Here is a 25,805-nt window from a genome sequence, read left to right on the forward strand (position 1 = left end):
GCGATGACGGCCGGCTTCATTTCCTCGCCGATTCGAACGCCGCGATCACCAAGGGCATCGTCGCCCTGATCCTCGCCGCCGTTCAGGACAAGCCGGCGGCCGACGTCGCGGCGATGGACATCGAGGGCGCGCTCGCACCGTTCGATCTCAGGAACCAGCTCAGCTCCAACCGCACCCAGGGCGTCCCCAATATGATCGCGTTGGTCCGCGAGACGGCCGAGCGGCTGGCCGGATGAGCGGCGATCCCCGCAGCCAGGACACCGCCCTTCGACAGGGCTCAGGACAGGCCTTCGATCCGGAGCGGTTCATGACCTATGTGAGCCGGGTCGGTCATGGCGGCGCGCTCGGCGTCGCCTATCGCGCGCACGGGGCGGACTGGGTCGAGCTGGCCCTCCCCTACCGGCCCGAGCTGGTCGGCGTGCCGGCGACCGGCATCATCGCCTCGGGGCCGATCATCAGCCTGATGGACCTGGCGACCAGCCTCGCCGTCTGGGTCAAGCTCGGCCATTTCCGCCACCAGGCGACGATGGACCTCAGGATCGATTATCTGAAGCCGGCGACGCCCGGCGAGACGATCCTCGGCCGCGGCGAATGCTACGGGCTGAGCAAGCGGGTGGGCTTCGTCCGCGGCGTCGCCCATCATGGCGATCCGGACGACCCGATCGCCCATGCGACCGGCACCTTCGTGGCGACGGAGTAAGGCTCGAATTATTCAGCCGTCATTGCGAGCGAAGCGAAGCAATCCAGTCTGTCACTCTGGATTGCCGCGTCGCTTCGCTCCTCGCAATGACGTTAGGCCGAGGCCCGCCGCTCCTCCGCCGCGCGCAGCACTTCATAGGCCGCCTGCACCGCCTGGAACCGCCGCGCCGCCTCGGCGTCGCCCGGCTTCACGTCCGGATGATTGGCCTTGGCGAGCCGCCGCCAGGCGGCGCGGATGGCGGTGAAATCGGCGTCCGCCTCGACCTCCAGCACATCGAGCGCGCGCATCTCGTCGCGGCTGCGGCTGCCATCACCCGGGCCGCCCCAGCCGTAGTGGGAGGCACTGGCGAAGGCGTCGGCGCCCTGCCGCTCGTTCGCCTCGCGCGCCGCAGCGTCTTCCGCCGTCAGCCCTTCGAAATAGTTCCAGCTGCGATTGTATTCGGCGGCATGATCCTCGCAGAACCACCAGCGCTCGCGGCTGTTCGGCGATTTGGGCGCCGGCCGGTCGCCGGGCGCGTCGCAGCCGTGCCGGTCGCAGATTCGCACCGGCTCGGCCTCGCGCGCCGTGCCGTAGGCGCGCCAGCGCGGAAACCCCCAGTCATTCGAACGCTTCGCCTTCGCCATGCTCACCCGGATAGTCAGCCCAAAAATCAAGCGCCAGAGGGTCTGTAAGCCGGGTTCTGTCCGCCCATCGCTGAGCTGTGCGGCCATTCCTCTAGGACCATGCTCGCGCATGGCCTCCAGCAACCAACCCGGGCAGCGGGGCCGGAACGAAGCCCATATGCCGCCCCTATTCGGTCTTGCTCCCGGTGGGGTTTGCCGTGCCGCCGCCGTTACCGGAAGCGCGGTGGGCTCTTGCCCCACCCTTTCGACCTGGCCGGACCGAAATCCGGTGGACTGCTTTCTGTGGCACTTTCCCTGGGGTCGCCCCCGCCGGGCATTACCCGGCACCGTCGTTCCATGGAGCCCGGACTTTCCTCGCCCCCGCTTGCGCGGGGCCGCGGCCGCCCGACCCTCTGGCAAAGCCTATGTAGCGGCTCCGGTCTCGCGGTCCAAGAGCAGGCGCAAGAGGATCGCGCGGCACTCGCCGTCGATCGTGCCGTCCATCAGTTCCGGGCGGAAGCGGCGCTGGAAGGCGACGGTGGCGGCAAACGCATCGCGCACGTCATAGCCGTAGCGCTCCAGCGCCAGACAGAAGCCGCCGTCCGTCCAGCCGGGATCGACCAGCCCCTCCGTCGGTCGGCGAACAGCGAAATTGTGCCGGGCAAGCAGAGCCCAGTCGAACAGCTCCCCCGGATCCTGCTTCCGGGTCGGCGCGACATCCGAATGGCCGACGACGTTGGCGATCGGGATCGTGTGACGCTGCATGATCCCGGCCATCAACCGAACGACCGACGCCATCTGCTCGGCCGGAAAGGGCCGATAGCCGAATTCGTGGCCCGGATTGACGATCTCGATGCCGATGCTGATCGCGTTCACGCCGTCGATGCCGCGCCAGTGGGATTTGCCCGCATGCCAGGCCCGCTTGTCCTCCGGCACCAGCCGCAGCGTCCGACCCTCCTCGTCGACCACATAGTGGCAGGACACGCCGGCTTCGGGATCGCGAAGCCGGGCGATCGCCGAAGCGCCGTCCTGCATCCCTGTATAGTGGACGACGACCATCGAGACCGGCTGGTCGCGATCGTCGAAATTGGGCGACGGCGCCTCGATGATCCCGTCTTCCACGAGCGTTACCATAAGCCGTGTCGGCGGCGCCGGAAACTCTCGTCAGGCGACCTTGGCGGCTGCGGCGGGCGTCGCGACCTTGTAGAGGCCCCGGCAATCGGGATCGGAGACGAAGCGGTCGGTCTGACCGATGACCGTTTCGCCCGCGCCCAGCATCAGCGCGCCGTCCGGCGCGACCGACGCGGCCAGCCGATTGAAGGCCAGGCGGCGCATGTCGGGCGCAAAATAAAGCAGGACGTTGCGGCACAGGATGATGTCGAAGCGACCGGGGCGCGGCGGCACGCCGATGATGTTGCCCGATTCGAAGCGGACCATCGACCGCAACTGATCGTCGATCTTCCACTCCTGCCCGCCCAGCTCCTTGAACCAGCGCAGCATCTGCATGATCGGCAGCCCACGCTGCACCTCGAACTGGCTGTAGACGCCGCCCTTGCCGCGCTCGATCGCCGATTTCGACAGATCGGTGCCGACGATCTCGATCGTCCAGCCGCGCCAGCGGGCGACATCCTCGGCGAAGGCCATAGCGAGCGAATAGGCCTCCTGCCCGGTCGAGCAGCCGGCGCACCAGATCGCGAGGCGCCTGGTCGCGGCCCGCGCTTCGGCGATGCGCTGGACCGGACCGCCGAGCAGCAGATCGAACGGCAATTTGTCGCGGAAGAAATAGGTTTCGTTGTTGAGCAGCGCCTCGATGACCTGGTCGACGAGATCGGCATCCTTGTTGGAGACCAGGCGCGCGACCAGCTCGTCGGCGCTGCCGAAGCCGCGCTCCCGCATGATCGCGGCGAGCGCGGTGTCGATCCGCCAGCCCCGGTTGGTCGCCAGCTGCTGGCCGCTGCGCGCTTCGAGCAAACTCGCGAGAATGCGCTGGGCGGACTGGCTCACCTGCATGATGCGACCCTCGCGCCGACGCGGCGGGCGAGATCGGCCGGCGGCATCACGGCAGCGGCAAGCCCCGCCTCCGCGACGACGCGCGGCATGCCCCAGACCGAGCAGGACGCTCGATCCTGAGCGAGGACAGCCCCGCCCGCTTCGACCAGCCGGCGGGCGCCGATGCAGCCGTCGCGGCCCATGCCGCTCAGGATCACGCCCAGCGCGCCATCGCCATAAGCCGCGGCGACCGAGGTCAGCATGGGGTCGACCGATGGCCGGCAACCGGAGGGGGCGCGACGACGATCGAGCTTTACGGCGACCTCCAGACCGTTGCGGACAAGCGTGAGATGCGCATCCCCCGGCGCGACATGGATCGTCTCGGCGGTAAGCCCGGCGCCGTCCGCCGCGACCAGCGCCGGCCGGCCGCACGCCACCTTCAGCTGGCGCGCGAAGTGCGGCATGAAGATTTCGGGCAAATGCTGGGTGACAAGGATCGGCGCGCCGATCCGCGGCGGCAGCGCCCGCAGGAAATCGATCAGCGCCGGCAGGCCGCCGGTCGAGGCGCCGAGCGCCAGGCAGCCGAGCGGCGCGTCCGGCATCTCCCGGAGCCGCGGCGCGGCGAGTGGCTCATCCGCGCCGGCCGCTGCTTCCGGCATTCGGTCGACGCGGCCGATGCGACGGAGTCGATCGGCCAGCACCTCGGAGAAACGACCGGAGAAAGCGGCGGCGCCCGGCTTCGGCAGCGCGTCTGCCGCGCCGGCCGCCAGCGCCCGCACCGTCACTTCCGCGCCTTCCTCGGCCATCGAAGAGACGATGAGCACGCGCGCGCCGCGCCCGGCGGCGACGATGGTCGGCAAGGCTTCCAGCCCGCTCGCGCCCGGCATTTCGACATCGAGCAGCACGATGTCGATATCGGTCGTGTCCAGCATCTCCATCGCCGCGCGCGCGTCGCCGGCCTGGGCCACGACCGCGAAATCGGGGAAGGCGCCAAGTATCCGCGCGAGAATCGCCCGGGCGACCGCCGAGTCATCGACGATCATCAGGCGGATGGGAGGATCGGCTTGAGAAACGATCCGCCCCCGCGCCGGGGCGGCGAGCGCGGTCACGCGACGCCGACGATCTGCAGCTTGGACTGGAGCGTCTCGCGATCGAACGGCTTCATCACATATTCGTCCGCGCCCGCTTCGATTGCCGCACGGATGTGGGAAAGGTCGTTCTCGGTCGTGCAGAAGACGACCTTGGGCTGGACGGCACGCGCTGATTGCCGGAGCGCGCGCAGGAATTCCATCCCGCCCATCACCGGCATGTTCCAGTCGAGCAGGATCACGTCGGGCATGCTGGCGTCGCAGCGGCTCAGCGCCTCGCGGCCATCCTCTGCCTCGTCGACGCGAAAGTTGAGCGTCTCGAGAATATGGCGGGCGACCTTGCGGATCACCTTGCTATCATCGACCACCAGACAACTTCTCATCACAGGACGCTCCCCAGGCTGTTCTCTGCGCTATAACGACAGGAAGTAAGCGTAACTTTAAAGGCTTAGCGCGGCTTTCACGAAAGGGTTCAGGCCGCCTGCGCCGCCGGACCCGCAATCAACGCATGCGGATCGACCAGCAGCAGCGGGTCGCTCCCCGCTTCGACCATGCCGAGCGCGACCCGGTCCCAGCCGTTACCCGCCGGCGCGGCGAGCGGCACGACGGCGGACGCGGCCTCGACCACGTCCTCGACCGCGTCGACGAGCAGCGCATAAGGATGGCCTCCCGACGGCACGATGACGGCATTGGCGAGCGCCCGCTCACCGGCTTGTCCGGCATCAAGCGCGACCAGGCTGTCGATGACGGTCAGCACCCTGCTGCGCAGCGCCGACAGGCCGGCGACATGCGGCGCGGCGCAAGGCGCGGGCGTCAGCCCTTCGAGCTCCACCACGCCTTCCACATCCGCGGCCGGAAAGGCGACGCGGCGGCCGGCGAGGCTGACGACGAGCAGCAGATCAGCCATGGCGACGGCCTCCTGCAGCGCCGAGCGCGCTCAGCAAAGCGTCGCGGTCATAGCGGTAAATCGAGCTGTCATTCTCGCTGGCCGGCTCCGGGCTGGCGCGCAACCGCAGGATTTCGGTGCCGCCGACGGCCGGCGGCGTGTCGTCGGTTCCGGCGATGAAGATGTCGGCGGCGACGCCTTCGCCCGCCGCGACGATCCGATAGCCCAGTCCTTCGAGCAGCGGCCGCAGCATCGTGTCGATCCAGGGATCGCCGACCGGGAGGGCGCAGACCGGCCCGTCGTCGCCGAGCGGGGCATCGACATGGGCCGCAAACAGCCAGTGCACATCGAGCAGTTCGACCTGAAGGCCATCGACCAGGAGGACGCCGGCCACTTCGCCTGGCGCCGCTACCGAGCTTACCGCGCCTTCAAGCGGGCGGATGTCGATGACTTCGGCAAATGCATAAGCGACCTCGGCCGCGCCGTCGGTCAGGCGTAGGACACGCAGCTTGCCGTCGGCCGGCGGCTCAGCGCAGCCGGCGAGCGGCACGATCTGGTCGTCGACCGTCACGCGGAGCCGTCCGCCGCTCTGTTGAATATCGGCCGCCGACACGTCCTCGATCCGCTCGATGAGCGAAACCGGCACCGCGCGCGCAGCGCCGTCGAGGGCGCGGAACAGCAGCGCCGTCGCCCCGGCGCGGGCGGCGACATCGTCCGCGTCCGGGCCCGGCGCCGCCTCCTGCGCGAGCAGACTCAGCCGCGCAGCCTTGGCGATGCCGGAAGGGTCAAGGACGAGGATCGGCCGGCCATCGTCGGCAAGCGTGGTGCCGGCATAGACGCCGGCGGTCATCACCGGCGGGGCGGCCGGCTTCACCACCAGCTCCTCATGATCATACACCGCATCGACGGCGAGCGCGTAGACGTCCGCGCCGGCAGGCTTCAGCACGATGAGCTTGCGTGCCGTATCCTCCGCGCCGCCAGGCATGCCGAGCAGCGCTGGGAGGTCGACAAGGGCCACGCGCCGGCCGCGAACGGTCGCGACATCGCTCTCGCCGACGTGGTCGACCCGCACCGCGTCGCCGCCGAGACGCAGGATCTCATCGATCGCCGAGCGCGGAATGGCGAAAATCTGGCCGCCGGCGCTGACCGTCAGCGCCGGAATGATTGTGAGCGTGAGAGGAACGCGGATGCAGAGGCGAACGCCCTCGCCGGGCCGCGAATCCATGTCGATCACACCACCGATGCGCTCGACGTTCGCGCGGACCACGTCCATCCCGACGCCGCGGCCGGAAATGGCGGTGATCGCGCCGGCGGTCGAAAGGCCGGGCGCGAAGATGAGCTCCAGCCGCTGCGCCGGGCTCATGAGGTCGGCGCGCTCGGCGGTGACCAGGCCGGCCGCGACCGCCTTGCGAACCAGCGCGTCAGTGTCGATGCCGCGGCCGTCGTCGACAATCTCGATCAGGATCTGGTTGCCCGACTGGCGGGCCGAAATGGCGAGCCGGCCCTGTGCCGGCTTGCCGGCCTCGGTCCGCGCCTCGGGCGATTCGAGGCCGTGGTCGATCGCATTGCGAATGATGTGGGTCAGCGGATCGCGGATCATCTCGATCATCTCGCGATCGAGCTCGACATCGCCGCCGTCGAGTTCCAGCCGCACGAGCTTGCCGAGCTCCGCGGAGAGATCGCGGACCATCCGCGGCAGCGCCGCGAACAGGCTGTCGATCCGCTGCATGCGGGTGCGGGTGATCGCGTCGCGAATCTCGGCGATGCAGCCCGACATCCGCTCGAACGCCGCCTCGACGGCGACGTCGCGCGGCAGGTCGCGCAGGCGCCGGGCAAGCTCGTTGCGCGCCAGCACCGCGTCGGAAACCCCGCTCATCATCCGGTCGAGCAGGTCGACCGAGAGGCGGATGCTACGCGTCGCCTTGCGGCGCTCGCCTTCCTCCGGTGCAACCACCGGTGCGGCGGACGGCTCGGCCGGCTCGGCTGTGGGCCCAGCCGCCTCGCCACCAAGCGCGGCGATCAGCTGCTCGTCATCCTCGCTCGCCAACGCCTCGCCGGTTTCCAGCGCCAAAACCAGCTCACCGATCCGATCGATGACGCCGAGCACCGCGCTGACCAGCGGCGCATCGGCCTGGCGCTTGCCGGCGCGGACCTCGGCGAGGACGTCCTCGGCTGCATGGCTGAGCGCACGCAGGCGCGGCAGATCGAAGAAGCCGCAATTGCCCTTCACGGTGTGGACGAAGCGGAAAATCTCGTCGAGCCGCTCGCGGTCGGCCGGATTCGCCTCCCACGCGACGATCGCGCCGGCGATCGCCTGCAGCATGTCGCGCGTTTCCGCGATGAAGTCATTGATCAGCTCGTCCATCGCGCAAGGCTTATGGAAGCGGTTGGTAAACAAGCCGTTTACCCGCCACACCGAGCAGACTCGACAGGAGGTCAGGAAATCGTTACTGACTGACCGGTCATTTATTAGTGAGTCGCGAATGGGAACCAGACCGAAATGGCGGCGGCGCAAGGAGACGCGGCCGGCCGATATCGCCGCGGCGGCGCTCGCCGTCTTCGCCGAAAAAGGGTTTGCGGGCGCGCGGATCGAGGAGATCGCCGCGCGCGCCGGCATCTCCAAGGGCACGCTCTACCTTTATTATCACGGCAAGGCGGAGCTGTTCCGCGCCGTCGTGCGCGAGGTCGTCATCCCCAATGTCGACGCGATGCGCGCCGCCTTCCTCGCCGCCGATTTGCCGTTCGCCATCGTGCTGCGCCAGCTGCTGCCGCGCTTCGCCGAGATCGTCACCCGGGTGCCGGTCGGCGCGGTCGCCAAGATGGTGATCGGCGAATCGCGCAATTTCCCGGAGCTCGCCAAGGTCTGGCACGACGAGGTGATCGACAAGGCGGTCGGCCTGATCGCCACGCTGATCGAGCGGGCCCAGGCCAAGGGCGAGGTGCGCCCGGGCGACCCGCGCGTCCACGCCTTCTCGATCATGGGGCCGATGCTGATCGGCGTGCTCTGGCGCGAGACGTTCACCCCGGTCGGCGGCGCGGCGCTCGATCTGTCGGCGATCGCCCGCCAGCATGTCGAGACGGTGCTCGACGGCCTTCTTGTGGAGAACAAGCCATGAAGCCGCAGCGCCTGGTGATCGTCATCCTCGCCGGTCTGGCGCTCGCCTTTCTGGGCTGGCGATGGCTGGCTTCGGGATCGGGCGGGGGCGACATGCTCTCCGGCTATGTCGAGGGCGAGACGCTCTACCTCTCCGCCGCGCAGGCGGGCCGGGTCGAGGCGCTGGCGGTACGGCGCGGTCAGCGCGTCGCGGCGGGAACGCGGCTGTTCCTGATCGAGCCCGACCAGCAGGTCGCGCAAGGGCAGCAGGCGCGGGCCGAGCTCGACGCCGCGCAGGCGCAGGCGCAGGACGCCCGGCTGGGTCAGCGGCCGGCGGAGATCGGCATATTGGAAGCCGACCGGGATGCCGCCGAGGCGGCGGCGCGCGAGGCGCGGATCGCGTTGAACCGGGCCGAGCAGCTGGTGCGGCGCGGCATCTACGCCCGGGTCCGGCTCGACGAGGCGCGCGCCGCGTGGCAGAGCGCCGCTTCCCGCGTCGAGGCGGCGCGCAACCGGATCGAGGTGGCGACGCTCGGCCAGCGCGAGGCGCAGGTCCGCGCCGCCGACGCCCGCGTGGCGCAGGCCCAGGCACGGGTGTCCGAGACCGGCGCCCGGCTCGGCACCCTGTCGCCGCTCGCGCCCTCCGCCGGCCGGATCGAGGAGGTGTTCTACCAGCGCGGCGAATATGCGGCGGCGAACCAGCCGGTCGTGGCTTTGATCCCCGACGATCGCATCACCATCCGCTTCTTCGTGCCCCAAGACCAGGTCGCGGCCTACCAGACCGACCGGCAGGTCCGCTTCCGCTGCGACGGCTGCGCCGATGGCCTCGTTGCGACGATCTCTTATGTCAGCCCGCGCCCCGAATTCACCCCGCCGATCATCTACAGCCGTGAGGCGCGCGACCGGCTGGTGTTCATGGTCGAGGCGCGGCCGGCGAATGGTTACGCACTGGTCCCCGGTTTGCCGGTCGACGTGGAGCCGATCCGATGACAGTCGCGATCCAGGCCGAGGGGCTGAACAAGTCGTTCGGCGGCCGGCGCGTGGTGAAGGACTTCTCGATCCAGGTCGAGCAGGGCCGGATCACCGGCTTCCTGGGCCCGAACGGCTCCGGCAAGACGACGACGCTCCGCATGCTCTGCGGCCTGCTCACGCCCGACAGCGGCACCGGCACCGCATTGGGCTTCGACATCATCGCCGACAATTGGGAGATCAAGCGCCGCACCGGCTACATGACCCAGCGCTTCTCGCTCTACGAGGATCTGACGGTCGAGGAGAATCTCCAGTTCGCGGCACGCATTCGCGGGTTGGACAAGAGGACCGAGCGCGTCAACGAAGCGCTCGACCAGCTTGGCCTATCCGAGCGGCGCAGGCAGCTTTCCGGCACGCTATCGGGCGGCTGGAAGCAGCGGCTCGCGCTCGCCGTCGCCACCCTGCACGAGCCGCAATTGCTGCTGCTCGACGAGCCCACGGCCGGCGTCGACCCGCAGGCCCGCCGCGCCTTCTGGGACGAGATCCACGGGCTCGCCGCGCGCGGCCTCACCGTGCTCGTCTCCACCCATTATATGGACGAGGCCGAGCGCTGCCACGACATCGCCTATATCGCTTATGGCGAATTGCTCGCCCGCGGCACCGCCGGGCAGGTGATCGACCAGGCCAGGCTTTTCACCTGGCGCGGCGAGGGGCCGGGCATCGACCGGCTGGCGCCGAAGCTGCTCGAAAACCCGGCGGTGGAGATGGCGGCGCCCTTCGGCCTCGCCCTTCACGTCAGCGGCAGCGACGAAGCGGCGCTGGGGCGGGCGATCGAGCCCTATGAGAAATCGCCGTTCCGCTGGCAGCGGACCGAGCCGACACTGGAGGACGTGTTCATCCACCTGATGCGCGGCGTCGAGGACAATTTCCAGTGAGCACCGATTACGAACCGTCATTGCGAGCGCAGCGAAGCAATCCAGAAGCTGGATCGCCGCGTCGCTCCGCTCCTCGCGATGACGAAGGCCGGGTGGGCCAGGCCTTCTCGCTCGACCGCATGGTCGCCGTGTTGGTGAAGGAGTTCATCCAGCTCACCCGCGATCGGGTCACCTACGCCCTGATCCTCGCTGTGCCGGTGATCCAGATGCTGCTGTTCGGCTACGCGATCAACACCGATCCCCGGCACCTGCCGACCGCCGTGCTGGTGCAGGAGAACAGCGTGTTCGCCCGCTCGGTCGTCTCCAGCCTCGCCCATAGCTCCTATTTTCAGATCACCCACCAGGCGCGCAGCCCGGCCGAGCTCGACCGGCTGGTCCGCACCGGCGAGGTCCAGTTCGCGATCACCATTCCCGGCGATTTCACCCGGCGGGTCGTGCGCGGCGACCAGGCGCAAATCCTGATCGAGGCCGACGCCACCGATCCGACCGCGACCGGCAGCGCGCTCGCCGCCCTCGCCCGCCTTCCGCAAGAGGCGCTGCGCCACGATCTCACCGGCGCCGTCGCCCGCGCCCCCAATCCGGCCGCGCCGTTCGAGGTGATCGTCCACCGCCGCTACAATCCGGAGAACATCACCGCCTACAATATCGTCCCCGGCTTGCTCGGCATCGTGCTGACGCTCACATTGGTGATGCAGACCGCGATCGGCGTCACCCGCGAGCAGGAGCGCGGCACGATGGAAAGCCTGCTCGCGACCCCGGTCCAACCGCTCGAGGTGATGATCGGCAAGCTCGCTCCGTTCGTGATCGTCGGAATGATCCAGACCGCCCTCATTCTCGTCATGGCGCGCGTCCTCTTCGGCGTGCCGATGGCGGGCGGCTGGCCGGGGCTGATCTTCGGCGTCTTTCTGTTCATCCTCGGCTCGCTTGGCCTCGGCTTCCTGATCTCGACGCTGACTCGAACACAGCTGCAGGCGATGCAGCTCTCGGTCTTCTACCTGCTCCCTTCGATCCTGCTCTCCGGCTTCATGTTCCCCTTCCGCGGCATGCCGGAATGGGCGCAATGGCTGGGGACGTTCATCCCAGTGACTCATTTCATCAGGGTGGTGCGCGGCGCGCTGCTCAAGGGCCAGAGCTTCGCCGACATGGGCCCGAGCCTGCTCGCGCTCGGCATCTTCGTCTGCGTGGTCAGCGCGCTGGCGCTGGCGCGATACCGGACGACGCTGGATTAGGAAGGCCGCCACCTTTAAGAGTAGACCGGATGGGAATTCGAAGGGTGATCGGGGCGGCTTTGCTGATCCCCGCAGCGCAAGCGCAAGGCCAATTGCCGCCGCCCGTGCCGCGCCCGCCGCCGCAGAACTGTACAGCGCCAGAGCATCGGCAGCTCGATTTCTGGGTCGGCGACTGGAACGTCTACCGCACCGGAACTCAGTCGATGGCGGGAACGTCGCGTGTGGAGCGTATCTACAATGACTGCGCGATCCGCGAGACCTGGAGCCCGTTCGACATGAACGCCGGCGGCAGCATCAGCAGCTACGACCGGACCGCCGGCGAATGGCGCCAGACCTGGGTTGATTCCACCGCCGACCGGATTGACTATGGCGGCCGCCTGACCAACGGCCGCTTCGTCTTCACCGCCCGCCGACCGGCGAGCCGCGGCCAGGCCGAACGCCTGACCCGGGTCACCCAATGGCCGGAGGGAAACACAGTGCGCCAGACCGGAGAGACCTCGACCGACGACGGCCGAACCTGGACGCCGTCTTATGATTATACCTATCGGCCGAGACCTTAGGCTCAGATGCTGCGCCCGATCCGCTAAGCCGGCAAGCTCGCCCCGATCAGCAGCATCCCTTCCTCGCCGTCGGCGACCTGGATCGTGCCGCCGCCCTCTTGCACGAGGCTGTGCGCCAGCCAGGCCGCCGCCGCGCGCGGCGCGACATCGTCCTCGCCGACCGCGCCGATCAGCACCTGCTTGAGCTCCGGGTCGAGCACGATCCGGTTGCCCTCGGCCCGGATGACGATGTCGAGGCCGCCTTCGTGCCTCTCCGCGCCGACGTCGAGATTGCCGCCGCGCACCAAAGCGTCGCCGGCGATCAGGGCGATGTTGAGCAGCACCTTCAGCGCCGCCTTGGACATGGTCGGCTCTTCGACCATCCAGCCGAGCTTGATCCGGCCGTCGCCGCCGAACAGCCCCTCGATCGCCGCCTTCGCCTCGCGCGTGTCGACGACGTCGGCGAAGCCGCCCGCCGCGCCGAAGGCGAGACGAAAGAATTTGAGCTTGTTGGCCGAGGCGCGGGCACTCTCTGCAAGCAGATCGAGGCAGCGCGCCCGCATCTCCGGATCATGCTCGTCGGCGAGCAACTCGATCCCGTTGTTGAGCGCGCCGACCGGCGACAGGAGATCGTGACAGAGGCGGGAGCAGAGCAACGAAGCGAATTCGTGCGATTTCATTGCGATGAGCCCCTGAACGATACGCCGTCCGCGTCCTATTGGACGCTGCGATTCCGGGATGCAAGCCGCTGAGCCAATCTTGAAAACCGGCGTCTGCTTCACCATTTCCTCAACGTGTCTGGGGGGACCAACATCATCGAGGCGCGGATCGCCAATGACGCCGTCGGCTGGCGGCTGGACCGCGCGCTCGCAGCGGCCGTTCCCACGCTGTCGCGGGAGCGGCTGAAGGCTTTGATCGGCGCCGGCGCCGTCATAGGGCCGCAGGGCGCGGCGGTGCGCGATCCGGCCATCAAGGCGGTGCCCGGCGCGACCTATGAGGTCGCGGTGCCGCAGCCCCGCCCCGCCCATAACGAAGCGCAGGACATCGCGCTCGACATCCTCTTCGAGGACGATCATCTGCTCGTCGTCGACAAGCCGGCGGGGATGGTCGTCCATCCCGCGGCCGGCAATCTCGACGGCACCCTCGTCAACGCCTTGCTCCACCATTGCGCCGGGCGCCTGTCGGGAATCGGCGGCGTGGCGCGGCCGGGGATCGTCCACCGGATCGACAAGGACACGTCCGGGCTGCTCGTCGTTGCCAAGACCGACCGGGCGCATGAAGGCCTGGCGAAGCAGTTCGCGGCGCACAGCATCGAGCGGCGCTATCTGGCGATCGTCGCCGGAATCCCTGCGCGCTTGAGAGGGACGATCGATGCTCCCCTCGCTCGCTCAGCCGCCAACCGAAAGAAGATGGCGATTGTCGCCGACGGCCGGGGCAAGCGCGCGGTCACGACGTGGCGTCAGGTTTGTCAGCTTAAGGGCGCCGCCTTCGTCGAGTGCCGGCTGGAGACCGGGCGCACGCATCAGGTGCGCGTCCATATGGCCTCGATCGGCCATCCCCTGCTCGGCGATCCGGTCTATGGCCGGGCGCGGCCCGAGCATCGCGACCTACTGAAACAATTGAATTTCCACCGCCAGGCGCTGCACGCCGCCGCGCTCGGCTTCATTCATCCGGTTTCGAAGGAAAACCTCTCCTTTGAAAGCCCCCTCCCGCCTGATATTCAGGAACTGAAAGCCGCCCTCACCGTATAATTGATTCGAGCGTCCGATCTGGTGTATTATCCGGATACGACGCCAAGGAGAATGTCACCCTCATGGCCACTGGCAGGAATGTAGCGACCATCCCGGCGACGGGCGGCGAGGCGGGGCTCAACCGCTATCTCGCCGAGATCAAGAAGTTCCCGATCCTGTCGCCGGAGGAGGAATATATGCTGGCCAAGCGCTGGACCGAGCATCAGGACACCGATGCCGCGGCCAGGCTGGTCAACTCGCACCTGCGCCTCGTCGCCAAGATCGCGATGGGCTATCGCGGCTACGGCCTGCCCGTCTCCGAGCTGATCTCGGAGGGCAATATCGGCCTGATGCAGGGCGTGAAGAAGTTCGAGCCGGAGCGCGGCTTCCGCTTGGCCACCTATGCGATGTGGTGGATCCGCGCCTCGATCCAGGAATTCATCCTGCGCAGCTGGTCGCTCGTGAAAATGGGCACCACCGCGGCGCAGAAGAAATTGTTCTTCAACCTCAGGCGGATGAAGAACCGCATCGAGGCGTTCGAGGACGGCGACCTGAAGCCCGCCGACGTCGCCAAGATCGCCAAGGATCTCGGCGTCACCGAGGAGGACGTCGTCTCGATGAATCGCCGCATGGCGATGGGCGGCGACACCAGCTTGAACGTGCCGCTGCGCGACGACAGCGAGGGCAGCTGGCAGGACTTCCTCGTCGACGACGAGCCGCTGCAGGACGAAAGGGTCGCAGACGCGCAGGAATCGCGGCTGCGGCACGAGCTGCTGGTCGAGGCGATGGAATCGCTCAACGACCGCGAGAAGCATATCCTGACCGAGCGCCGGCTGACCGATGAGCCGAAGACGCTGGAGGAGCTCTCCCAGGTCTATGACGTCAGCCGCGAGCGCATCCGCCAGATCGAGGTCCGGGCGTTCGAGAAGCTGCAAAAGGCGCTGATGAGCCTCGCCGGCGAGCGGCGGCTGCTGCCGGCCGGCTGACACGAAGCTGGATTGCTTCGTCGCTGCGCTCCTCGCAATGACGGAAATTCGTCATTGCGAGCGAAGCGAAGCAATCCAGTGAAAGTGGTTGAGACTCGATGATCCCGCCCACCGCCGTCGCGGCGCCGGAGCCGGCTGAGCCGCCGGCCCCTGAGCCGCTTGCCCCGCCGCGCCGTCGCTCCCTGATCCGCCGCCTGTTCGGCTGGCTGTTCAAAGGCGTCTTCTGGTTCATCGTCGGCAGCGTCCTGTGGGTGCTGCTCTACCGCTTCGTGAATCCGCCGATCACCCTCACCCAGCTGGGCGATCTGATCGGCGGCAACGGGGTCACCATCGCCTGGCGTCCGATCGGCGAGATCGACCGCAACATGGTCCGCGCCGTGATCGCCGGCGAGGACGCGCGCTTTTGCTCCCATTACGGCTTCGATCCGCAGGCGATCGAGCAGGCGTGGCGCCGCAACCAGAGCGGGCGCGGCGTGATCCGCGGCGGATCGACGATCAGCCAGCAGACGGCGAAGAACGTCTTCCTCTGGCAGGGCGGCGGCTGGTTCCGCAAGGCGCTGGAGGCCTGGTTCACCCTGCTGATCGAGCTGCTCTGGTCCAAGGAGCGGATCATGGAGGTCTATCTGAACGTCGCCGAGACCGGCATCGGCACCTATGGCGCCGAGGCGGGCGCGATCCGCTATTTCAACCATGGCGCCGACCGGCTGTCGGTGCAGGAGGCGGCGCGGATCGCCGCCGTCCTGCCGCTGCCGCAACGGCGCGAGGCGATTGCCCCGGCCGGCTTCACCCGCCGCTACGGCAACGCGATCGCGGCGCGGATGGAGGTCGTGGCGCGGAACGGACTCGACGCCTGTGTTTATTCCCGCTGAGTCATCCCGGCGAAAGCCGGGACCCATGAACACAGAGCAGCAGGACGGGGCGACCGATTGGACGCGGTCACCCCCGCCATGGAGTTCATAGGTTCCGGCTTTCGCCGGAATGACTCTATTGGGCTGCAGTGCCTTAAAACGGCATCTTGAACCCCGGCGGCAACTGCAGCCCGCCGGTGGCGTCCTTGATCGCCTCCTGGCTCGCCACGTCCGCTTTGGCCCGCGCGTCGTTGATCGCGGCGGCGATCAGGTCCTCGACCATCTGCTTCTCGGACGGCGCGAGCAGACTCTCGTCGATGTCGACCGAGACGATCCGGCCCTTGGCCGTCGCCTTGATCCTGACCAGCCCGCCGCCGGAGACGCCCTCGACCTCGACCTTGTCGAGATCGGCCTGCGCTTGCATCAGCCGGTTCTGCGCATCCTGCGCCATCTTCATGATTTCATTGAGGTCGGGCATTCATGCGCTCCGTTGATCGTCGATGGTCCAGCCGGCGAGCTCGGCGTCCGGGAAAGCCTCGAACGCCGCCTTCACCACCGGCATCTCGCGCACCCTCTGCTCGGCCTCGCGCTCGCTGGCAAGCTCCTGCTCGCGCAAGCTCGGCTGGGCCGATCCTTCCGCCATGCCGATCTGCCAGGGCTGGCCGAACGCCTGCTTGGTGAAGGCGCGCAGCTCGCCGAGCAGATCGTCGATCCGCTTCGCGTCGAGCGCCCGGCTGGCCTGCAGCCGAAGGATCGGCGGCGCATAATCGACCAGCCGCATGTCTTCCGCCAGACGATGGGCGAGCAAAGCGCTTCCGCGCGCCTCGAGCAGCTTCACGAAGGCCGGGAAATCGGCCGGCGGCGCGGCCTGCTGCGCTCGTTCGCCGCCAGGCGACGGAGACGCAGCGGACGGAGCGGTGGGCGTGACGCTCCCGCCCGACGCCAGCTTCGCCGCCAGTTCGCCCGGATCGGGCAGCTCGGACGCGTGAATCACCCTGAGCAGCGCCATCTCCGCGGCCTCCAGCGGCGACGGCGCGGCATGGACCTCGGCCAGGCCCTTGAGCAGCAACTGCCAGAGACGGTGGACGGTGGCGAAGGAGAGCTTGGCCGCCCAATCGGCATAGGCCTCCCGCTCCTCGGCGGAGAGCGCCGGATCGTCGCCGCCGCCGACCTTGAAGCGGGTGATGCCGTGGACGGCCTCCAGCAGGCCCCGCACCGCCGCCGACGGCTCGACGCCGAGATCATATTGCTCCTTGAGCGCCGCCAGCGCGCCCCGCGCGTCGCCCGCGAGCAGCAATCCCAGCAGGCGGCGGATCGCGCCGCGATCGGAGAGGCCGAGCATCGCGCGAACCTGATCGGCGGTGACCCCCGCCTCGCCATGCGCGATCGCCTGGTCGAGGATCGACAGGCCGTCGCGGGCCGAGCCCTCGGCCGCGCGGGCGATCAGCGCCAGCGCCTCGGGCTCGACCGCGACCAGCTCCGCCTCGGCGATCTTGCGAAAATGCTCGGCGAGCATGTCGGCCGGAATGCGCCTGAGGTCGAAACGCTGGCAGCGGGAGAGGACGGTGACGGGAACCCTGGTCACTTCGGTCGTCGCGAACAGGAATTTCACATGCGCGGGCGGCTCTTCGAGCGTCTTGAGCAGGCCGTTAAAGGCCTGCTTCGAGAGCATGTGAACCTCGTCGATGATGTAGATCTTGTAGCGCGCCGAGACGGCGGCGTAGCGTACCGCCTCGATAATCTCGCGCACGTCGTCGATCCCGGTATTTGAGGCGGCGTCCATCTCGATCACGTCGATATGCCGCCCCTCGGCGATCGCCCGGCATGGCTCGCACATGCCGCAGGGATCGATCGTCGGCCCGCCCTGCCCGTCCGGGCCGATGCAGTTCAGCGCCTTGGCGATCAGCCGCGCGGTCGAGGTCTTGCCGACCCCGCGCACCCCGGTGAGCAGGAAGGCGTGAGCGAGCCGGTCGCGCCTGATCGCATTGCCCAAAGTCTGCACCATCGCTTCCTGCCCGATCAGCTCGGCGAAGCTTTGCGGCCGGTATTTGCGGGCGAGGACGCGATAGCCTTCCGGCCGCTTCGGCTGCGGCGGCTCGTCGAGGCCAAGAAGGGAATCGGACATCGGGGCCGGACTAGCACACACTCGCCCTTCCCGCGAAAGCGCGAAGCTTGGATCACGGATTTGACCCCGCAACGTTACCTTTCCGTGCTAGCAAGGCCCCGATCAGCAAGGAGGGCGGGCATGAAGAAGCGGCTCTTTGTTCTGGCGGGGCTTGTCGCCCTCCTCGGCGCATGCGGCCAGTCCGCGACCAGCGGCGAGGCCGATCGCGGCCACATCCTGATCGCCGGCTCTTCCACCGTCTACCCATTCACCCAGGCGGTGGCGGAGCGCTTCAAGGCCGGCAATGCGGGCCAGCCCGCGCCGGTCGTCCAGTCGACCGGCACCGGCGCCGGGTTCGAGCAATTCTGCGGCGGCATCGGCGGCAGTCATCCGGATGTCGTCGGCGCCTCGCGGCGGATACACCCGGAAGAGCTGGAGCGGTGCCGCGCCAACGGCGTCGCCAACGTCACCGAGTTGCAGATCGGCATGGACGGCGTCGTCGTCGTCCAGAGCCCGGCCGCACCCCAGCAATTCAACCTCACCCGGGTCGAGCTTTACACGGCGCTCGCCGCGCAGCCGTTCGGCCAGCCGAACCAGAGGCGGCGCTGGAACGAGGTCAATCCGTCGCTGCCCGATCTGCCGATCATGGTCTACGGACTGCCGGCGAGCAGCGGCACCCGCGAATCGCTCGGCGAGCTGATCATGATCGGCGGCTGCCAGTCCGACGAGCGGATGCGCGCGCTGCGGCAGCAGAATGAGGCGCAGTTCCACCAGGCGTGCACCGCGATCCGGACCGACGGCGCCTATGTCGAATCGGGTGAGGACGACGAGCGCACCGCCACCGGGCTGATCGTCAATCCCGGCGCGATCGGCATTTTCGGCTACAATTTCCTCCAGCGCGAGGGCGAGCGGCTGCGCGGCATCCCGGTCGACGGGACGGCGCCGTCGGCCGAGACGATCACCAGCGGACGCTATCCCGGCGCCCGGCCGCTCTACCTTTATGTGAAGTCCGACCAGGTGGAGCGCGTGCCCGGCCTCAGGGCGTTGCTGAACGAATATATGTCGGCGATCGTGGCCAATGGCTATCTCGCGCAGCGCGGCCTGATCCCGTTGCCCGAGGAACAGCGCCAGCGCACGGTCGAAAGCGCGACCCGGCTGCGACCGCTGACGGCGACGATGCTGCGCTGATCGATTGGGGCGAGGTGGGAGCCGGAACGACCCGGAGCGAAATCGTTACGGCTGCTTCCTTCCGGACCTGACCGGGTTGGCGAAAACTCCGTCCGCCCGACTCCCGCGGCGCATATGGTCGGATGAGCGCCGCGATGCAAGATCAGGCGAAAGCAGCAGCCACCAGCCGCGCCACCGCCGCCTGCGCCGCATTGCGGCCGGCATTGTCGCTGGCCGGCGCGTCGATGTAGCAGGCGATCAGGATCGGCGGCCGGCCCGGCGGCCAAGCGATGGCGACATCGTTGTTGTAGCTGCCCGCAGTCCCCGTCTTGTCGCCGGCCCGCCAGCCCGCCGGGAGACCGGCGCGGAGGCGCTGCAGGCCCGTGGTCGCGCCTTCCATCCAGCCGATGAGCCGGGAGCGCGAGGCTGACGTCAACACGTCGCCGAGCAGCAGGGTCCGCATCAGCCCGGCCATCGCCGCGGCGCTGGTCGTGTCGCGCTCGTCCCCCACCCCGACGCGGTTCATCTCGGGCTCCATCCGGTCGAGCCGCGTGACGGTATCGCCGCAGCGGCGCATGAAAGCGGTAAAGTCGGCCGGGCCGCCGAGCTGGGCGAGGAGCAGATTGGCGGCGGCATTGTCGCTGACCTGCACGGTGGCCGCGCACAGTTCCTCCAGCATCATCCGCTCGCGACCCAGCGCCGCCTCCACGGCCGGCGAATGGCCGACCAGGTCGGTGCGGGAAACCGGCCGCGTGTCGGCCAGACGCAATCTCCCGGCATCGACCTGCTGCAGCACCATGCCGGCGAGCGGCGCCTTGAAGGTCGAGCACATCGCGAAGCGGCCGTTCTCGTCATGGCCGATCGTCCGGCCGCTGCCCGTGTCGACCGCGAAGACGCCGAGCCGGGCATCGGCGCCGAGACTGACGAGGATTGGCGCGAAATCGGGCGACGGCGCGGTGCGCTCCGCCTGGCCATTGTTGCCGATCACGGGCGCTTCGGCGCAGGCGGCCGCCAAAGCGGCGGCGCCGATCAGGAAATTGCGGCGGTCGATCATCGTTCGGCTCCCGTTTGACGCGCCCCATCTAGGCAACGCCGCCGGTCCCGACAGCCGCAATTAATCTAGCGGCAGCCTTGAGCCGCTCAACGTCCTTGCATGTTGTGGACGCCGGCCGGCATGCGGACGGTAAGCGCCGCCAGCGCCGCGTCGAGCCAGATCTGGCAGGCGAGGCGCGAGTGGCGAGTGACATGGCTGGCGAGGTCCAGCATGTCCTCTTCCTCCTCGCTCGCCTTGGGCAGCTTCGCGAAATCCTCGGCGTCGACGATCACGTGGCAGGTGGAGCAGGCCATCTGCCCCTCGCAGGTGCCCTCGAGCGGCTGGCCGGCATTCTGGGCGATGTCGAGCAGCCGCGACCCCGCGGGCGCCTCCACCTCCTGCACCTGCGTCCCATCGGCGGAGATGAAGCGGACGAGCGTCATGCGGCGAAGCGGAGCTGGCTTGTCGCCGCCTCGTTGATCAGGCCGAGCGCGATCCGGAGCTCCTCCTCGGTCGTGTAGCGGCCGAAGCCCAGGCGGATGCTGGCATGCGTCTCGCGCTCGGTGAGACCCATCGCGCGCAACACATGGCTCGTCTTCCCCGATCCGCTGCCGCAGGCGCTGCCCAGGCTGAACGCGACGTCCCGCGCGTCCGACATCAGCCGGACGGCGTTCACCCCCTCGCGGCGGACATTCAGATTGCCGCGATAGCGACGCAGGGTCGAGCCGTTGATCGTCCAGTCGGCGAGCAACTCCACGGCGATATCCCACAACCGCGCGACGTGGGCGGCGTCGGCCTCCCTCCGTTCCGCCGCCAGCCGGGCCGCGGCGCCGAAGCCGGCGACCAAAGCCGGCGACACGGTGCCGGAGCGCATGCCATGCTCCTGCCCGCCGCCGAGCAGCAAAGGCGGCAGGCGCACCCCGTCGCGCACCCACAAGGCGCCGATGCCTTTCGGCCCGTGGATCTTGTGGGCGCTGATCGCGATCAGGTCCGGCCCGTCCGGAATCGCCAGCCGGCCATAGCCCTGCACCGTGTCGCACAGCAGCAGGCTGCCCTTGGCGTGGGCGGCTTCGGCATAATCGGCCACCGGCTGGATCGTGCCGACCTCATTGTTGACCAGCATCAGCGCCACGATTCCACCTTCCGGCAGAACCGCCTCGGCCGCCGGCGGCACGAGCCCGTCCGCGCCGACCGGAATGAGGTCCGCGCCCGTCTCCTCGAGCCATTGCAGCGCCCCGTGATGCTCGATCGCGCTGCCGGTAGCGCCGCCGGGCGCGATCTCCGCGCCGCGGATCAGCGCCCAGTTGAGCGCCTCGGTCGCGCCCGAAGTGAAGTGGACCTGGCCACCGGCGGGCAACAGCGCTGCGACCTGCTCGCGCGCCAGCTCCACCGCGACCGACGCGGCGCGGCCGGCGCGATACTGGCTCGCCGGATTGGCGTAGCCTTCGCTCCCCGGCCCGCCGAGCCAGGGCAGCATCGCCCCCAGCGCTTCGGGCGCGAGCGGCGTGGTCGCCTGATAGTCGAGATAATACATCCGGTCCGCCGCGCTCCGCATTCTTATTGCGAATGATTCGCAAAAGTTGCGATTTGAAACCAGCCCCTATATAGGCCGCTCCGCCTCGCCGCCACATCCCCTGGCGGCGATCAGAAGCCCGGATCGATCTGCTTATGCCCGACGTCATCTTCCCCGGCCCCGAGGGCCGTCTCGAAGGCCGTTTCAATCCGGGGCCGCGCCCCCGCGCGCCGGTCGCGATGATCCTCCACCCGCACCCGCAGGGCGGCGGCACGATGAACAATGCGATCGTGCTCGCGCTCTACAAGACGTTCGTGCGGCGCGGCTTCGCCACCTTGCGCTTCAACTTCCGCGGCGTCGGCAAGAGCCAGGGCGTGTTCGACAACGGCATCGGCGAATTGAGCGACGCCGCCTCGGCGCTCGATTGGGTGCAGTCGATCCACCCGGAAGCGGAAGTCACCTGGATCGGCGGCTTCAGCTTCGGCGCCTGGATCGGCATGCAGCTCCTGATGCGCCGGCCGGAGGCGCGCGGCTTCATCTCGATCGCGCCGCCCGCCAACATGTATGATTTCAGCTTCCTCGCGCCCTGCCCCGCCAGCGGCATCATCATCCAGGGTGAGGCGGACGAAGTGGTGACGCCGCTCGCCACCCAGAAGTTGGTCGACAAGTTGCGCACCCAGCGCCACATCACGATCGAGCACAAGACGATCCCGGGCGCGAACCACTTCTTCGCCGACGAAATGCCGGACCTGATGAAGGTGGTGGACGATTATCTGGATTTCCGGCTGGACCCGAGCTGCCCGATCCGCTGATCGCTGGGCCTTCCCCAGTCATTGCGAGCGTAGCGAAGCAATCCAGTGCCGCTCCGAAAGCTCGCTGGATTGCCGTGTCGCTCCGCTCCTCGCAATGACGAGCGGAGAGAGCGTCACCACCGCAAGGACATGCAGGACAGGCCGGCGTCGATCCGGCCGATCTGCTCGACGGCGAGCGGCCGTACCGCGTGGCGGCGATTGACGACGCGCTCGATCGTGCGCGGAAAGCTCTCGCCCACGAGCAGCACATCGTTCACCCGCAGCAGGTTGGCCGCCGCCTCCTCGCCCTCGCTCGTCCGAAGCACGTCCATGCCGTCGAAGAGCCCGGCCTCGGCGACGGCGGGCGTCGCGATCACCGTTTCCTCGTCGAGCAACGCGCAGGCGGTCTTGAAATGGAGCATACCGGGCGGCGTGGCGACGATCCGGGCGCGGCGGCCGAGGCTCTCCAGCCAGCGTGCCAGCGCCTCCGCGCCCGCGCGGTCGGTGCGGGCGGAAAGGCCGATCAGCACTTCATCCGGCAGGATCAGCACGTCGCCGCCATCGGCATTGCCTGCCTCCAGCCGCGCGACCGTCCCGAAATGCGCCGCGAGCGCCGGTGCCAGTGTTTCCGCCTCGCCGGCGCGGCTCGGCGCGCCGGGCCGGAGCAGGATTGCGCCCTCCGCCAGCACGAAGGCCGGGTCTTCCACGAAGATCGAATCCGGAAACGCCTCGAGCGGGGGAAGCACGTCCACTACGACGCCCGCCTCACCGAGCGCCGCGACATAAGCGCCATGCTCGGCCTGCACGCCGTAAAAGGCCGGCGACGGCCCGGAGCCGGCACGCAGCCCGTCGACGACGCTCGCCGCCGGCTGGCGGGCGATCGCATGAGAGAAATCGAAAACCCGGCTCACAACGAGAGCAACAATACGTTGCCGAACAGCACCAGTGCCGCGACCAGCATCAGCGCCGCCTTGGCGCGCTCGCGGCCGGTGCGGAGCAGGTAAAGGCCGCCGGCCGCCAGAGCGAACACGCCCAGCATCATCACCGAGAGCAGCGTTCCGCTCATTCCGCGAGAATCTGCGCGAACAGCACCGGGTCGATATTGCCGCCCGAGAGGACGATCACGCTGTCCTCCGGCACATCGCCCGCCTTGCCCGCCAGCAAAGCCGCCAGCCCCGCGGCGCCGCCAGGCTCGGCGACGAGATGCAGGGTCGAGAAGGCGTAGCGCACCGCCGCCCCCACCTCTGCCTCGCTGACCGCCACGCCCTCGGCGCCCGCCGCCTGCAGCGCGCCGAAGGTCAGCGGCGACACCAGCTTGGTCTGGAGCGCGTCGCAGCGGGTCGGCGGCGCGGGCTCGGCAACCGGCACGATCGACCCGCCGGCCAGCGATCGGGCCATGTCGTCCCAGCCCTCGGGCTCGGCGACAAGGACCCGGCTTTCCGGCAAAGCGAGCGCGATCCCGGCCGACAGCCCGCCGCCGCCGCAGGGCACGACCACCAAAGGCGGCTGGCGGCCGAGCTGCGCGGCGATCTCGACCCCGACCGTCCCCTGCCCCTCGATCACGTCGACATCGTCGAAGCTCGGCACCAAAGTCGCGCCGCGCTCGCCGGCCAGCCGCCTGCCGATCTCTTCCCGGCTCTCGGTGGCGCGATCGTAGAGAACGACGTCCGCGCCATGCCCGCGCGTCGCGTCCATCTTCACCGCCGGTGCGTCGGCCGGCATCACGATCGTCGCCGCGACGCCGAGCCGCTTGGCCGCCAGCGCCACTCCCTGCGCGTGATTGCCGGACGAGAAGGCCACGACGCCGCGCGCCCGCTCAGCCTCATTGAGCTGGAGCAGCCGGTTGGTCGCGCCTCTCAATTTGAACGAGCCGACCGGCTGCAGACACTCCGCCTTCACCCACAATCGCGTCCCCCGAAATTCGAACGGCAGCAGGGGAGTCACCGTCACCTGGCCGGCGATCCGCTTCGCCGCAGCGATGACACCGCTCGCCGTTGGTTGTCTCTCGGTCATGAAGCCTCTGGGAAAGTGAGGGAAATCACAGGACTTTACAGGGGGGGCTTACACACATATATCGCCCGGCCGCAGCCCCAAGGGACTTCCAAACCGCAAGGCTGCTTTTTCGTCAACTGTCCCGTTGGAGGTCCCTTGAGTTGCACACGCACCATATTGCGCTGGGGCTAGCGTCGCTCCCGAACGGCACCGCCAGCGGTGCCGGCATCGCGAAATTGCGCCCGGTTCAGCCGGTCACGCTCATTCGTCCGCACGCCGCACGGCGCGCCGCCCGCTTCTTTGTCGAGAGGTTTCCGGGCCGGTCGCTCTATGCCGTAAAGGCCAATCCGTCGCCGGACCTGCTCCGTATCCTGTGGGATGCGGGCGTGACCCATTATGACGTCGCCTCGATCGCCGAGGTGAAGCTGGTCGCCGAGACCCTGCCGGAGGCGGTGATCTGCTTCATGCACCCGGTGAAGGCCGAAGAAGCGATCGCCGAATCCTACTTCAGCCATAATGTCCGTACCTTCAGCCTCGACAGCGAGGAGGAGCTGGAGAAGATCGTCCGCGCGACCGCCACCGAGGGCGTTCCTGCGACCGATCTCAACCTGCTGGTGCGCATCCGGGTTTCCTCCGACCATTCGAAGCTCAGCCTCGCCGCGAAGTTCGGCGCCGAGCCCAATGAGATGAAGGCGCTGCTGATGGCCGCCCGCCAGGCGTCCGACGCGCTCGGCATCTGCTTCCATGTCGGCAGCCAGGCGATGACCCCGACCGCCTATCGCGAGGCGATGGAGCGGGTGCGCGCGGCGATCGTCGAGGCGGCGGTGACGGTCGACATCGTCGACGTCGGCGGCGGCTTCCCCTCTTCCTATCCGGGCATGGAGCCGCCCCCGCTCGAAACCTATTTCGACACCATCCACCGCGCCTTCGAGGATCTGCCGGTCTCCTATTCGTCGGAGCTGTGGTGCGAGCCCGGCCGGGCCTTGTGCGCCGAATATGCGAGCGTGCTGGTCCGGGTCGAGAAAAGGCGCGGCGACACGCTCTACATCAACGACGGCGCCTATGGCGCCTTGTTCGACGCCGCCCATGTCGGCTGGCGCTTCCCGGTGCAATTGCTCCGCTCGGAGCCGAGCAACGCTCGGCCCATGGCGTTCAGCTTCTACGGGCCGACCTGCGACGATCTCGACCATATGGCCGGTCCGTTCATGCTGCCCGCGGACGTGCAGGCCGGCGACTATCTCGAGATCGGCATGCTCGGCGCCTATGGCTGCGCGATGCGCACCCAGTTCAACGGCTTCGGGGCGGACCTCAAGGTCATCGCCGAGGACGAGCCGATGACGACGCTCTACGGCGAGGCCGAGGCGGAACGCGCAATTCCGTCGAACGTCGTTCAGTTGTAACCGCCATCCACTCAACGTCATGCCAGCGAAGGCTGGCATCCATGCTGAGTCAGAATGGACCCCAGCCTGCGCTGGGGTGACGACACATTTTGAATCTGGAGACTGCAATGACCACCGACGCCCCGATCAACGACACCCGCAAGGCGGAGCTGCTGTCGACCGAGGTCGAGCATATCGACATCAAGAGCTTCGACGCGCGGCCGATCGTCG

The 25,805-nt window shown here is 68.5% G+C and carries 29 protein-coding genes and 2 other RNA genes; 13 read left to right on the top strand and 18 right to left on the bottom strand.

What is annotated here, in order from left to right:
- A partial coding sequence (locus ACT4N3_RS09380) for a SufE family protein (protein ID WP_444854956.1) occupies positions 1–236 on the top strand: 236 nt, incomplete at its 5' end.
- Positions 233–700, top strand: coding sequence for a PaaI family thioesterase (locus tag ACT4N3_RS09385; RefSeq protein ID WP_444854957.1), 468 nt, complete (start codon positions 233–235; stop codon positions 698–700). The genes ACT4N3_RS09380 and ACT4N3_RS09385, both read left to right, overlap by 4 nt.
- A 92-nt stretch (positions 701–792) precedes the next feature.
- Here ACT4N3_RS09385 and ACT4N3_RS09390 read toward each other — a convergent pair whose 3' ends face one another.
- The 8 genes from ACT4N3_RS09390 to ACT4N3_RS09425 form a co-directional block, all read right to left on the bottom strand.
- Complete coding sequence (locus ACT4N3_RS09390) at positions 793–1,323, bottom strand: J domain-containing protein (RefSeq protein WP_444854958.1); 531 nt, start codon at positions 1,321–1,323, stop codon at positions 793–795.
- A 29-nt stretch (positions 1,324–1,352) separates the two neighbouring features.
- An RNA gene (gene rnpB, locus ACT4N3_RS09395) (RNase P RNA component class A) lies at positions 1,353–1,719 on the bottom strand.
- 6 nt (positions 1,720–1,725) lie between these two features.
- Complete coding sequence (locus tag ACT4N3_RS09400) at positions 1,726–2,424, bottom strand: N-acetylmuramoyl-L-alanine amidase (protein ID WP_444854959.1); 699 nt, start codon at positions 2,422–2,424, stop codon at positions 1,726–1,728.
- Positions 2,425–2,466: 42 nt separating this feature from the next.
- Positions 2,467–3,312 carry a CheR family methyltransferase gene (locus ACT4N3_RS09405; protein WP_444854960.1) on the bottom strand — a complete coding sequence of 282 codons (846 nt, stop codon included), beginning with the start codon at positions 3,310–3,312 and terminating at the stop codon, positions 2,467–2,469.
- A complete protein-coding gene (gene cheB, locus ACT4N3_RS09410; RefSeq protein WP_444854961.1) occupies positions 3,303–4,334 on the bottom strand; it encodes a chemotaxis-specific protein-glutamate methyltransferase CheB in 1,032 nt (343 codons plus the stop codon). The genes ACT4N3_RS09405 and cheB overlap by 10 nt, the downstream gene beginning before the upstream one ends.
- 62 nt (positions 4,335–4,396) lie before the next feature.
- Positions 4,397–4,762, bottom strand: a complete 366-nt coding sequence (locus tag ACT4N3_RS09415; protein ID WP_444854962.1) for a response regulator — start codon at positions 4,760–4,762, stop codon at positions 4,397–4,399.
- 89 nt (positions 4,763–4,851) lie between these two features.
- Positions 4,852–5,286, bottom strand: coding sequence for a chemotaxis protein CheW (locus tag ACT4N3_RS09420; protein WP_444854963.1), 435 nt, complete (start codon positions 5,284–5,286; stop codon positions 4,852–4,854).
- Complete coding sequence (locus tag ACT4N3_RS09425) at positions 5,279–7,630, bottom strand: chemotaxis protein CheA (protein ID WP_444854964.1); 2,352 nt, start codon at positions 7,628–7,630, stop codon at positions 5,279–5,281. Before ACT4N3_RS09425 ends, ACT4N3_RS09420 begins: the two co-directional genes overlap by 8 nt.
- 118 nt (positions 7,631–7,748) lie before the next feature.
- On the opposite strand from ACT4N3_RS09425, the gene ACT4N3_RS09430 reads away from it, so the two are divergent.
- The 5 genes from ACT4N3_RS09430 to ACT4N3_RS09450 all read left to right on the top strand — a co-directional run bounded on the left by ACT4N3_RS09430 (position 7,749) and on the right by ACT4N3_RS09450 (position 12,052).
- Complete coding sequence (locus ACT4N3_RS09430) at positions 7,749–8,381, top strand: TetR/AcrR family transcriptional regulator (RefSeq protein ID WP_444854965.1); 633 nt, start codon at positions 7,749–7,751, stop codon at positions 8,379–8,381.
- The gene (locus ACT4N3_RS09435; RefSeq protein WP_444854966.1) at positions 8,378–9,349 is read left to right on the top strand and encodes an HlyD family secretion protein; all 972 of its coding nucleotides are present in this window, start codon (positions 8,378–8,380) and stop codon (positions 9,347–9,349) included. Before ACT4N3_RS09430 ends, ACT4N3_RS09435 begins: the two co-directional genes overlap by 4 nt.
- Complete coding sequence (locus ACT4N3_RS09440) at positions 9,346–10,263, top strand: ABC transporter ATP-binding protein (RefSeq protein WP_444854967.1); 918 nt, start codon at positions 9,346–9,348, stop codon at positions 10,261–10,263. The genes ACT4N3_RS09435 and ACT4N3_RS09440 overlap by 4 nt, the downstream gene beginning before the upstream one ends.
- Positions 10,264–10,382: 119 nt before the next feature.
- Positions 10,383–11,492, top strand: a complete 1,110-nt coding sequence (locus tag ACT4N3_RS09445) for an ABC transporter permease (RefSeq protein ID WP_444854968.1) — start codon at positions 10,383–10,385, stop codon at positions 11,490–11,492.
- A gap of 29 nt (positions 11,493–11,521) precedes the next feature.
- The gene (locus tag ACT4N3_RS09450; RefSeq protein ID WP_444854969.1) at positions 11,522–12,052 is read left to right on the top strand and encodes a hypothetical protein; all 531 of its coding nucleotides are present in this window, start codon (positions 11,522–11,524) and stop codon (positions 12,050–12,052) included.
- Positions 12,053–12,075: 23 nt separating this feature from the next.
- Here the strand turns inward: ACT4N3_RS09450 and ACT4N3_RS09455 are convergent, their stop codons facing one another.
- Positions 12,076–12,717 (bottom strand): histidine phosphotransferase family protein, encoded by a 642-nt coding sequence (locus ACT4N3_RS09455; RefSeq protein WP_444854983.1) that lies wholly within the window; start codon positions 12,715–12,717, stop codon positions 12,076–12,078.
- Positions 12,718–12,825: 108 nt separating this feature from the next.
- On the opposite strand from ACT4N3_RS09455, the gene ACT4N3_RS09460 reads away from it, so the two are divergent.
- The 3 genes from ACT4N3_RS09460 to mtgA all read left to right on the top strand — a co-directional run bounded on the left by ACT4N3_RS09460 (position 12,826) and on the right by mtgA (position 15,616).
- Entirely contained in the window at positions 12,826–13,782 is a 957-nt protein-coding gene (locus ACT4N3_RS09460) for an RluA family pseudouridine synthase (RefSeq protein WP_444854970.1), read from the top strand.
- 62 nt (positions 13,783–13,844) lie between these two features.
- Positions 13,845–14,747, top strand: a complete 903-nt coding sequence (rpoH, locus tag ACT4N3_RS09465) for an RNA polymerase sigma factor RpoH (protein WP_444854971.1) — start codon at positions 13,845–13,847, stop codon at positions 14,745–14,747.
- A 98-nt stretch (positions 14,748–14,845) separates the two neighbouring features.
- Positions 14,846–15,616, top strand: a complete 771-nt coding sequence (mtgA, locus tag ACT4N3_RS09470; RefSeq protein WP_444854972.1) for a monofunctional biosynthetic peptidoglycan transglycosylase — start codon at positions 14,846–14,848, stop codon at positions 15,614–15,616.
- Between the two features lie 133 nt (positions 15,617–15,749).
- Here mtgA and ACT4N3_RS09475 read toward each other — a convergent pair whose 3' ends face one another.
- Together ACT4N3_RS09475 and ACT4N3_RS09480 are read right to left on the bottom strand one after the other, a co-directional pair.
- Positions 15,750–16,073 (bottom strand): YbaB/EbfC family nucleoid-associated protein, encoded by a 324-nt coding sequence (locus tag ACT4N3_RS09475; protein WP_444854973.1) that lies wholly within the window; start codon positions 16,071–16,073, stop codon positions 15,750–15,752.
- A complete protein-coding gene (locus tag ACT4N3_RS09480) occupies positions 16,074–17,720 on the bottom strand; it encodes a DNA polymerase III subunit gamma/tau (protein ID WP_444854974.1) in 1,647 nt (548 codons plus the stop codon).
- A 120-nt stretch (positions 17,721–17,840) separates the two neighbouring features.
- Here ACT4N3_RS09480 and ACT4N3_RS09485 point away from each other — a divergent pair, with 120 nt between their 5' ends.
- Complete coding sequence (locus ACT4N3_RS09485; RefSeq protein WP_444854975.1) at positions 17,841–18,887, top strand: substrate-binding domain-containing protein; 1,047 nt, start codon at positions 17,841–17,843, stop codon at positions 18,885–18,887.
- A 10-nt stretch (positions 18,888–18,897) separates the two neighbouring features.
- Here ACT4N3_RS09485 and ffs read toward each other — a convergent pair.
- The 4 genes from ffs to ACT4N3_RS09505 all read right to left on the bottom strand — a co-directional run bounded on the left by ffs (position 18,898) and on the right by ACT4N3_RS09505 (position 21,433).
- An RNA gene (gene ffs / locus ACT4N3_RS09490) (signal recognition particle sRNA small type) lies at positions 18,898–18,995 on the bottom strand.
- 34 nt (positions 18,996–19,029) lie between these two features.
- Positions 19,030–19,920, bottom strand: a complete 891-nt coding sequence (bla, locus tag ACT4N3_RS09495) for a class A beta-lactamase (protein ID WP_444854976.1) — start codon at positions 19,918–19,920, stop codon at positions 19,030–19,032.
- An 86-nt stretch (positions 19,921–20,006) separates the two neighbouring features.
- Positions 20,007–20,342: a 2Fe-2S iron-sulfur cluster-binding protein gene (locus tag ACT4N3_RS09500; RefSeq protein ID WP_444854977.1), complete on the bottom strand. Its 336-nt coding sequence runs from the start codon at positions 20,340–20,342 to the stop codon at positions 20,007–20,009.
- Positions 20,339–21,433, bottom strand: coding sequence for a cysteine desulfurase family protein (locus ACT4N3_RS09505; RefSeq protein WP_444854984.1), 1,095 nt, complete (start codon positions 21,431–21,433; stop codon positions 20,339–20,341). Before ACT4N3_RS09505 ends, ACT4N3_RS09500 begins: the two co-directional genes overlap by 4 nt.
- A 134-nt stretch (positions 21,434–21,567) precedes the next feature.
- On the opposite strand from ACT4N3_RS09505, the gene ACT4N3_RS09510 reads away from it, so the two are divergent.
- Entirely contained in the window at positions 21,568–22,224 is a 657-nt protein-coding gene (locus tag ACT4N3_RS09510) for an alpha/beta hydrolase (RefSeq protein WP_444854978.1), read from the top strand.
- A 113-nt stretch (positions 22,225–22,337) separates the two neighbouring features.
- Here the strand turns inward: ACT4N3_RS09510 and ACT4N3_RS09515 are convergent, their stop codons facing one another.
- Genes ACT4N3_RS09515 through ACT4N3_RS09525 form a run of 3 tightly spaced genes read right to left on the bottom strand, consistent with a single transcriptional unit; the run spans position 22,338 to position 24,216 of the window.
- Entirely contained in the window at positions 22,338–23,114 is a 777-nt protein-coding gene (locus ACT4N3_RS09515; RefSeq protein ID WP_444854979.1) for an arginine deiminase family protein, read from the bottom strand.
- Complete coding sequence (locus ACT4N3_RS09520; protein ID WP_444854980.1) at positions 23,111–23,269, bottom strand: hypothetical protein; 159 nt, start codon at positions 23,267–23,269, stop codon at positions 23,111–23,113. The genes ACT4N3_RS09515 and ACT4N3_RS09520 overlap by 4 nt, the downstream gene beginning before the upstream one ends.
- Positions 23,266–24,216: a threonine ammonia-lyase gene (locus tag ACT4N3_RS09525; protein WP_444854981.1), complete on the bottom strand. Its 951-nt coding sequence runs from the start codon at positions 24,214–24,216 to the stop codon at positions 23,266–23,268. The genes ACT4N3_RS09520 and ACT4N3_RS09525 overlap by 4 nt, the downstream gene beginning before the upstream one ends.
- 140 nt (positions 24,217–24,356) lie before the next feature.
- Here ACT4N3_RS09525 and ACT4N3_RS09530 point away from each other — a divergent pair, with 140 nt between their 5' ends.
- Positions 24,357–25,595 (top strand): type III PLP-dependent enzyme, encoded by a 1,239-nt coding sequence (locus ACT4N3_RS09530; protein ID WP_444854982.1) that lies wholly within the window; start codon positions 24,357–24,359, stop codon positions 25,593–25,595.
- Positions 25,596–25,805 lie beyond the last annotated feature (210 nt).

Source organism: Sphingosinicella sp., from assembly GCF_052388015.1.
In the GTDB taxonomy this organism is placed as follows: domain Bacteria; phylum Pseudomonadota; class Alphaproteobacteria; order Sphingomonadales; family Sphingomonadaceae; genus Allosphingosinicella.

Excerpts from the sequence above, each read along its gene's own strand:
- ACT4N3_RS09520 (WP_444854980.1), bottom strand. The coding sequence starts at position 23,269 with ATGAGCGGAACGCTGCTCTCGGTGATGATGCTGGGCGTGTTCGCTCTG.
- ACT4N3_RS09420 (WP_444854963.1), bottom strand. The coding sequence starts at position 5,286 with ATGGCTGATCTGCTGCTCGTCGTCAGCCTCGCCGGCCGCCGCGTCGCC.
- ACT4N3_RS09425 (WP_444854964.1), bottom strand. The coding sequence starts at position 7,630 with ATGGACGAGCTGATCAATGACTTCATCGCGGAAACGCGCGACATGCTG.
- mtgA (WP_444854972.1), top strand. The coding sequence starts at position 14,846 with ATGATCCCGCCCACCGCCGTCGCGGCGCCGGAGCCGGCTGAGCCGCCG.
- rpoH (WP_444854971.1), top strand. The coding sequence starts at position 13,845 with ATGGCCACTGGCAGGAATGTAGCGACCATCCCGGCGACGGGCGGCGAG.
- ACT4N3_RS09405 (WP_444854960.1), bottom strand. The coding sequence starts at position 3,312 with ATGCAGGTGAGCCAGTCCGCCCAGCGCATTCTCGCGAGTTTGCTCGAA.
- ACT4N3_RS09445 (WP_444854968.1), top strand. The coding sequence starts at position 10,383 with ATGGTCGCCGTGTTGGTGAAGGAGTTCATCCAGCTCACCCGCGATCGG.
- ACT4N3_RS09480 (WP_444854974.1), bottom strand. The coding sequence starts at position 17,720 with ATGTCCGATTCCCTTCTTGGCCTCGACGAGCCGCCGCAGCCGAAGCGG.
- ACT4N3_RS09510 (WP_444854978.1), top strand. The coding sequence starts at position 21,568 with ATGCCCGACGTCATCTTCCCCGGCCCCGAGGGCCGTCTCGAAGGCCGT.
- cheB (WP_444854961.1), bottom strand. The coding sequence starts at position 4,334 with ATGATCGTCGATGACTCGGCGGTCGCCCGGGCGATTCTCGCGCGGATA.
- ACT4N3_RS09500 (WP_444854977.1), bottom strand. The coding sequence starts at position 20,342 with ATGACGCTCGTCCGCTTCATCTCCGCCGATGGGACGCAGGTGCAGGAG.
- ACT4N3_RS09385 (WP_444854957.1), top strand. The coding sequence starts at position 233 with ATGAGCGGCGATCCCCGCAGCCAGGACACCGCCCTTCGACAGGGCTCA.
- ACT4N3_RS09430 (WP_444854965.1), top strand. The coding sequence starts at position 7,749 with ATGGGAACCAGACCGAAATGGCGGCGGCGCAAGGAGACGCGGCCGGCC.
- ACT4N3_RS09485 (WP_444854975.1), top strand. The coding sequence starts at position 17,841 with ATGAAGAAGCGGCTCTTTGTTCTGGCGGGGCTTGTCGCCCTCCTCGGC.
- ACT4N3_RS09390 (WP_444854958.1), bottom strand. The coding sequence starts at position 1,323 with ATGGCGAAGGCGAAGCGTTCGAATGACTGGGGGTTTCCGCGCTGGCGC.
- bla (WP_444854976.1), bottom strand. The coding sequence starts at position 19,920 with ATGATCGACCGCCGCAATTTCCTGATCGGCGCCGCCGCTTTGGCGGCC.
- ACT4N3_RS09415 (WP_444854962.1), bottom strand. The coding sequence starts at position 4,762 with ATGAGAAGTTGTCTGGTGGTCGATGATAGCAAGGTGATCCGCAAGGTC.
- ACT4N3_RS09435 (WP_444854966.1), top strand. The coding sequence starts at position 8,378 with ATGAAGCCGCAGCGCCTGGTGATCGTCATCCTCGCCGGTCTGGCGCTC.
- ACT4N3_RS09440 (WP_444854967.1), top strand. The coding sequence starts at position 9,346 with ATGACAGTCGCGATCCAGGCCGAGGGGCTGAACAAGTCGTTCGGCGGC.
- ACT4N3_RS09505 (WP_444854984.1), bottom strand. The coding sequence starts at position 21,433 with ATGTATTATCTCGACTATCAGGCGACCACGCCGCTCGCGCCCGAAGCG.
- ACT4N3_RS09450 (WP_444854969.1), top strand. The coding sequence starts at position 11,522 with ATGGGAATTCGAAGGGTGATCGGGGCGGCTTTGCTGATCCCCGCAGCG.
- ACT4N3_RS09525 (WP_444854981.1), bottom strand. The coding sequence starts at position 24,216 with ATGACCGAGAGACAACCAACGGCGAGCGGTGTCATCGCTGCGGCGAAG.
- ACT4N3_RS09475 (WP_444854973.1), bottom strand. The coding sequence starts at position 16,073 with ATGCCCGACCTCAATGAAATCATGAAGATGGCGCAGGATGCGCAGAAC.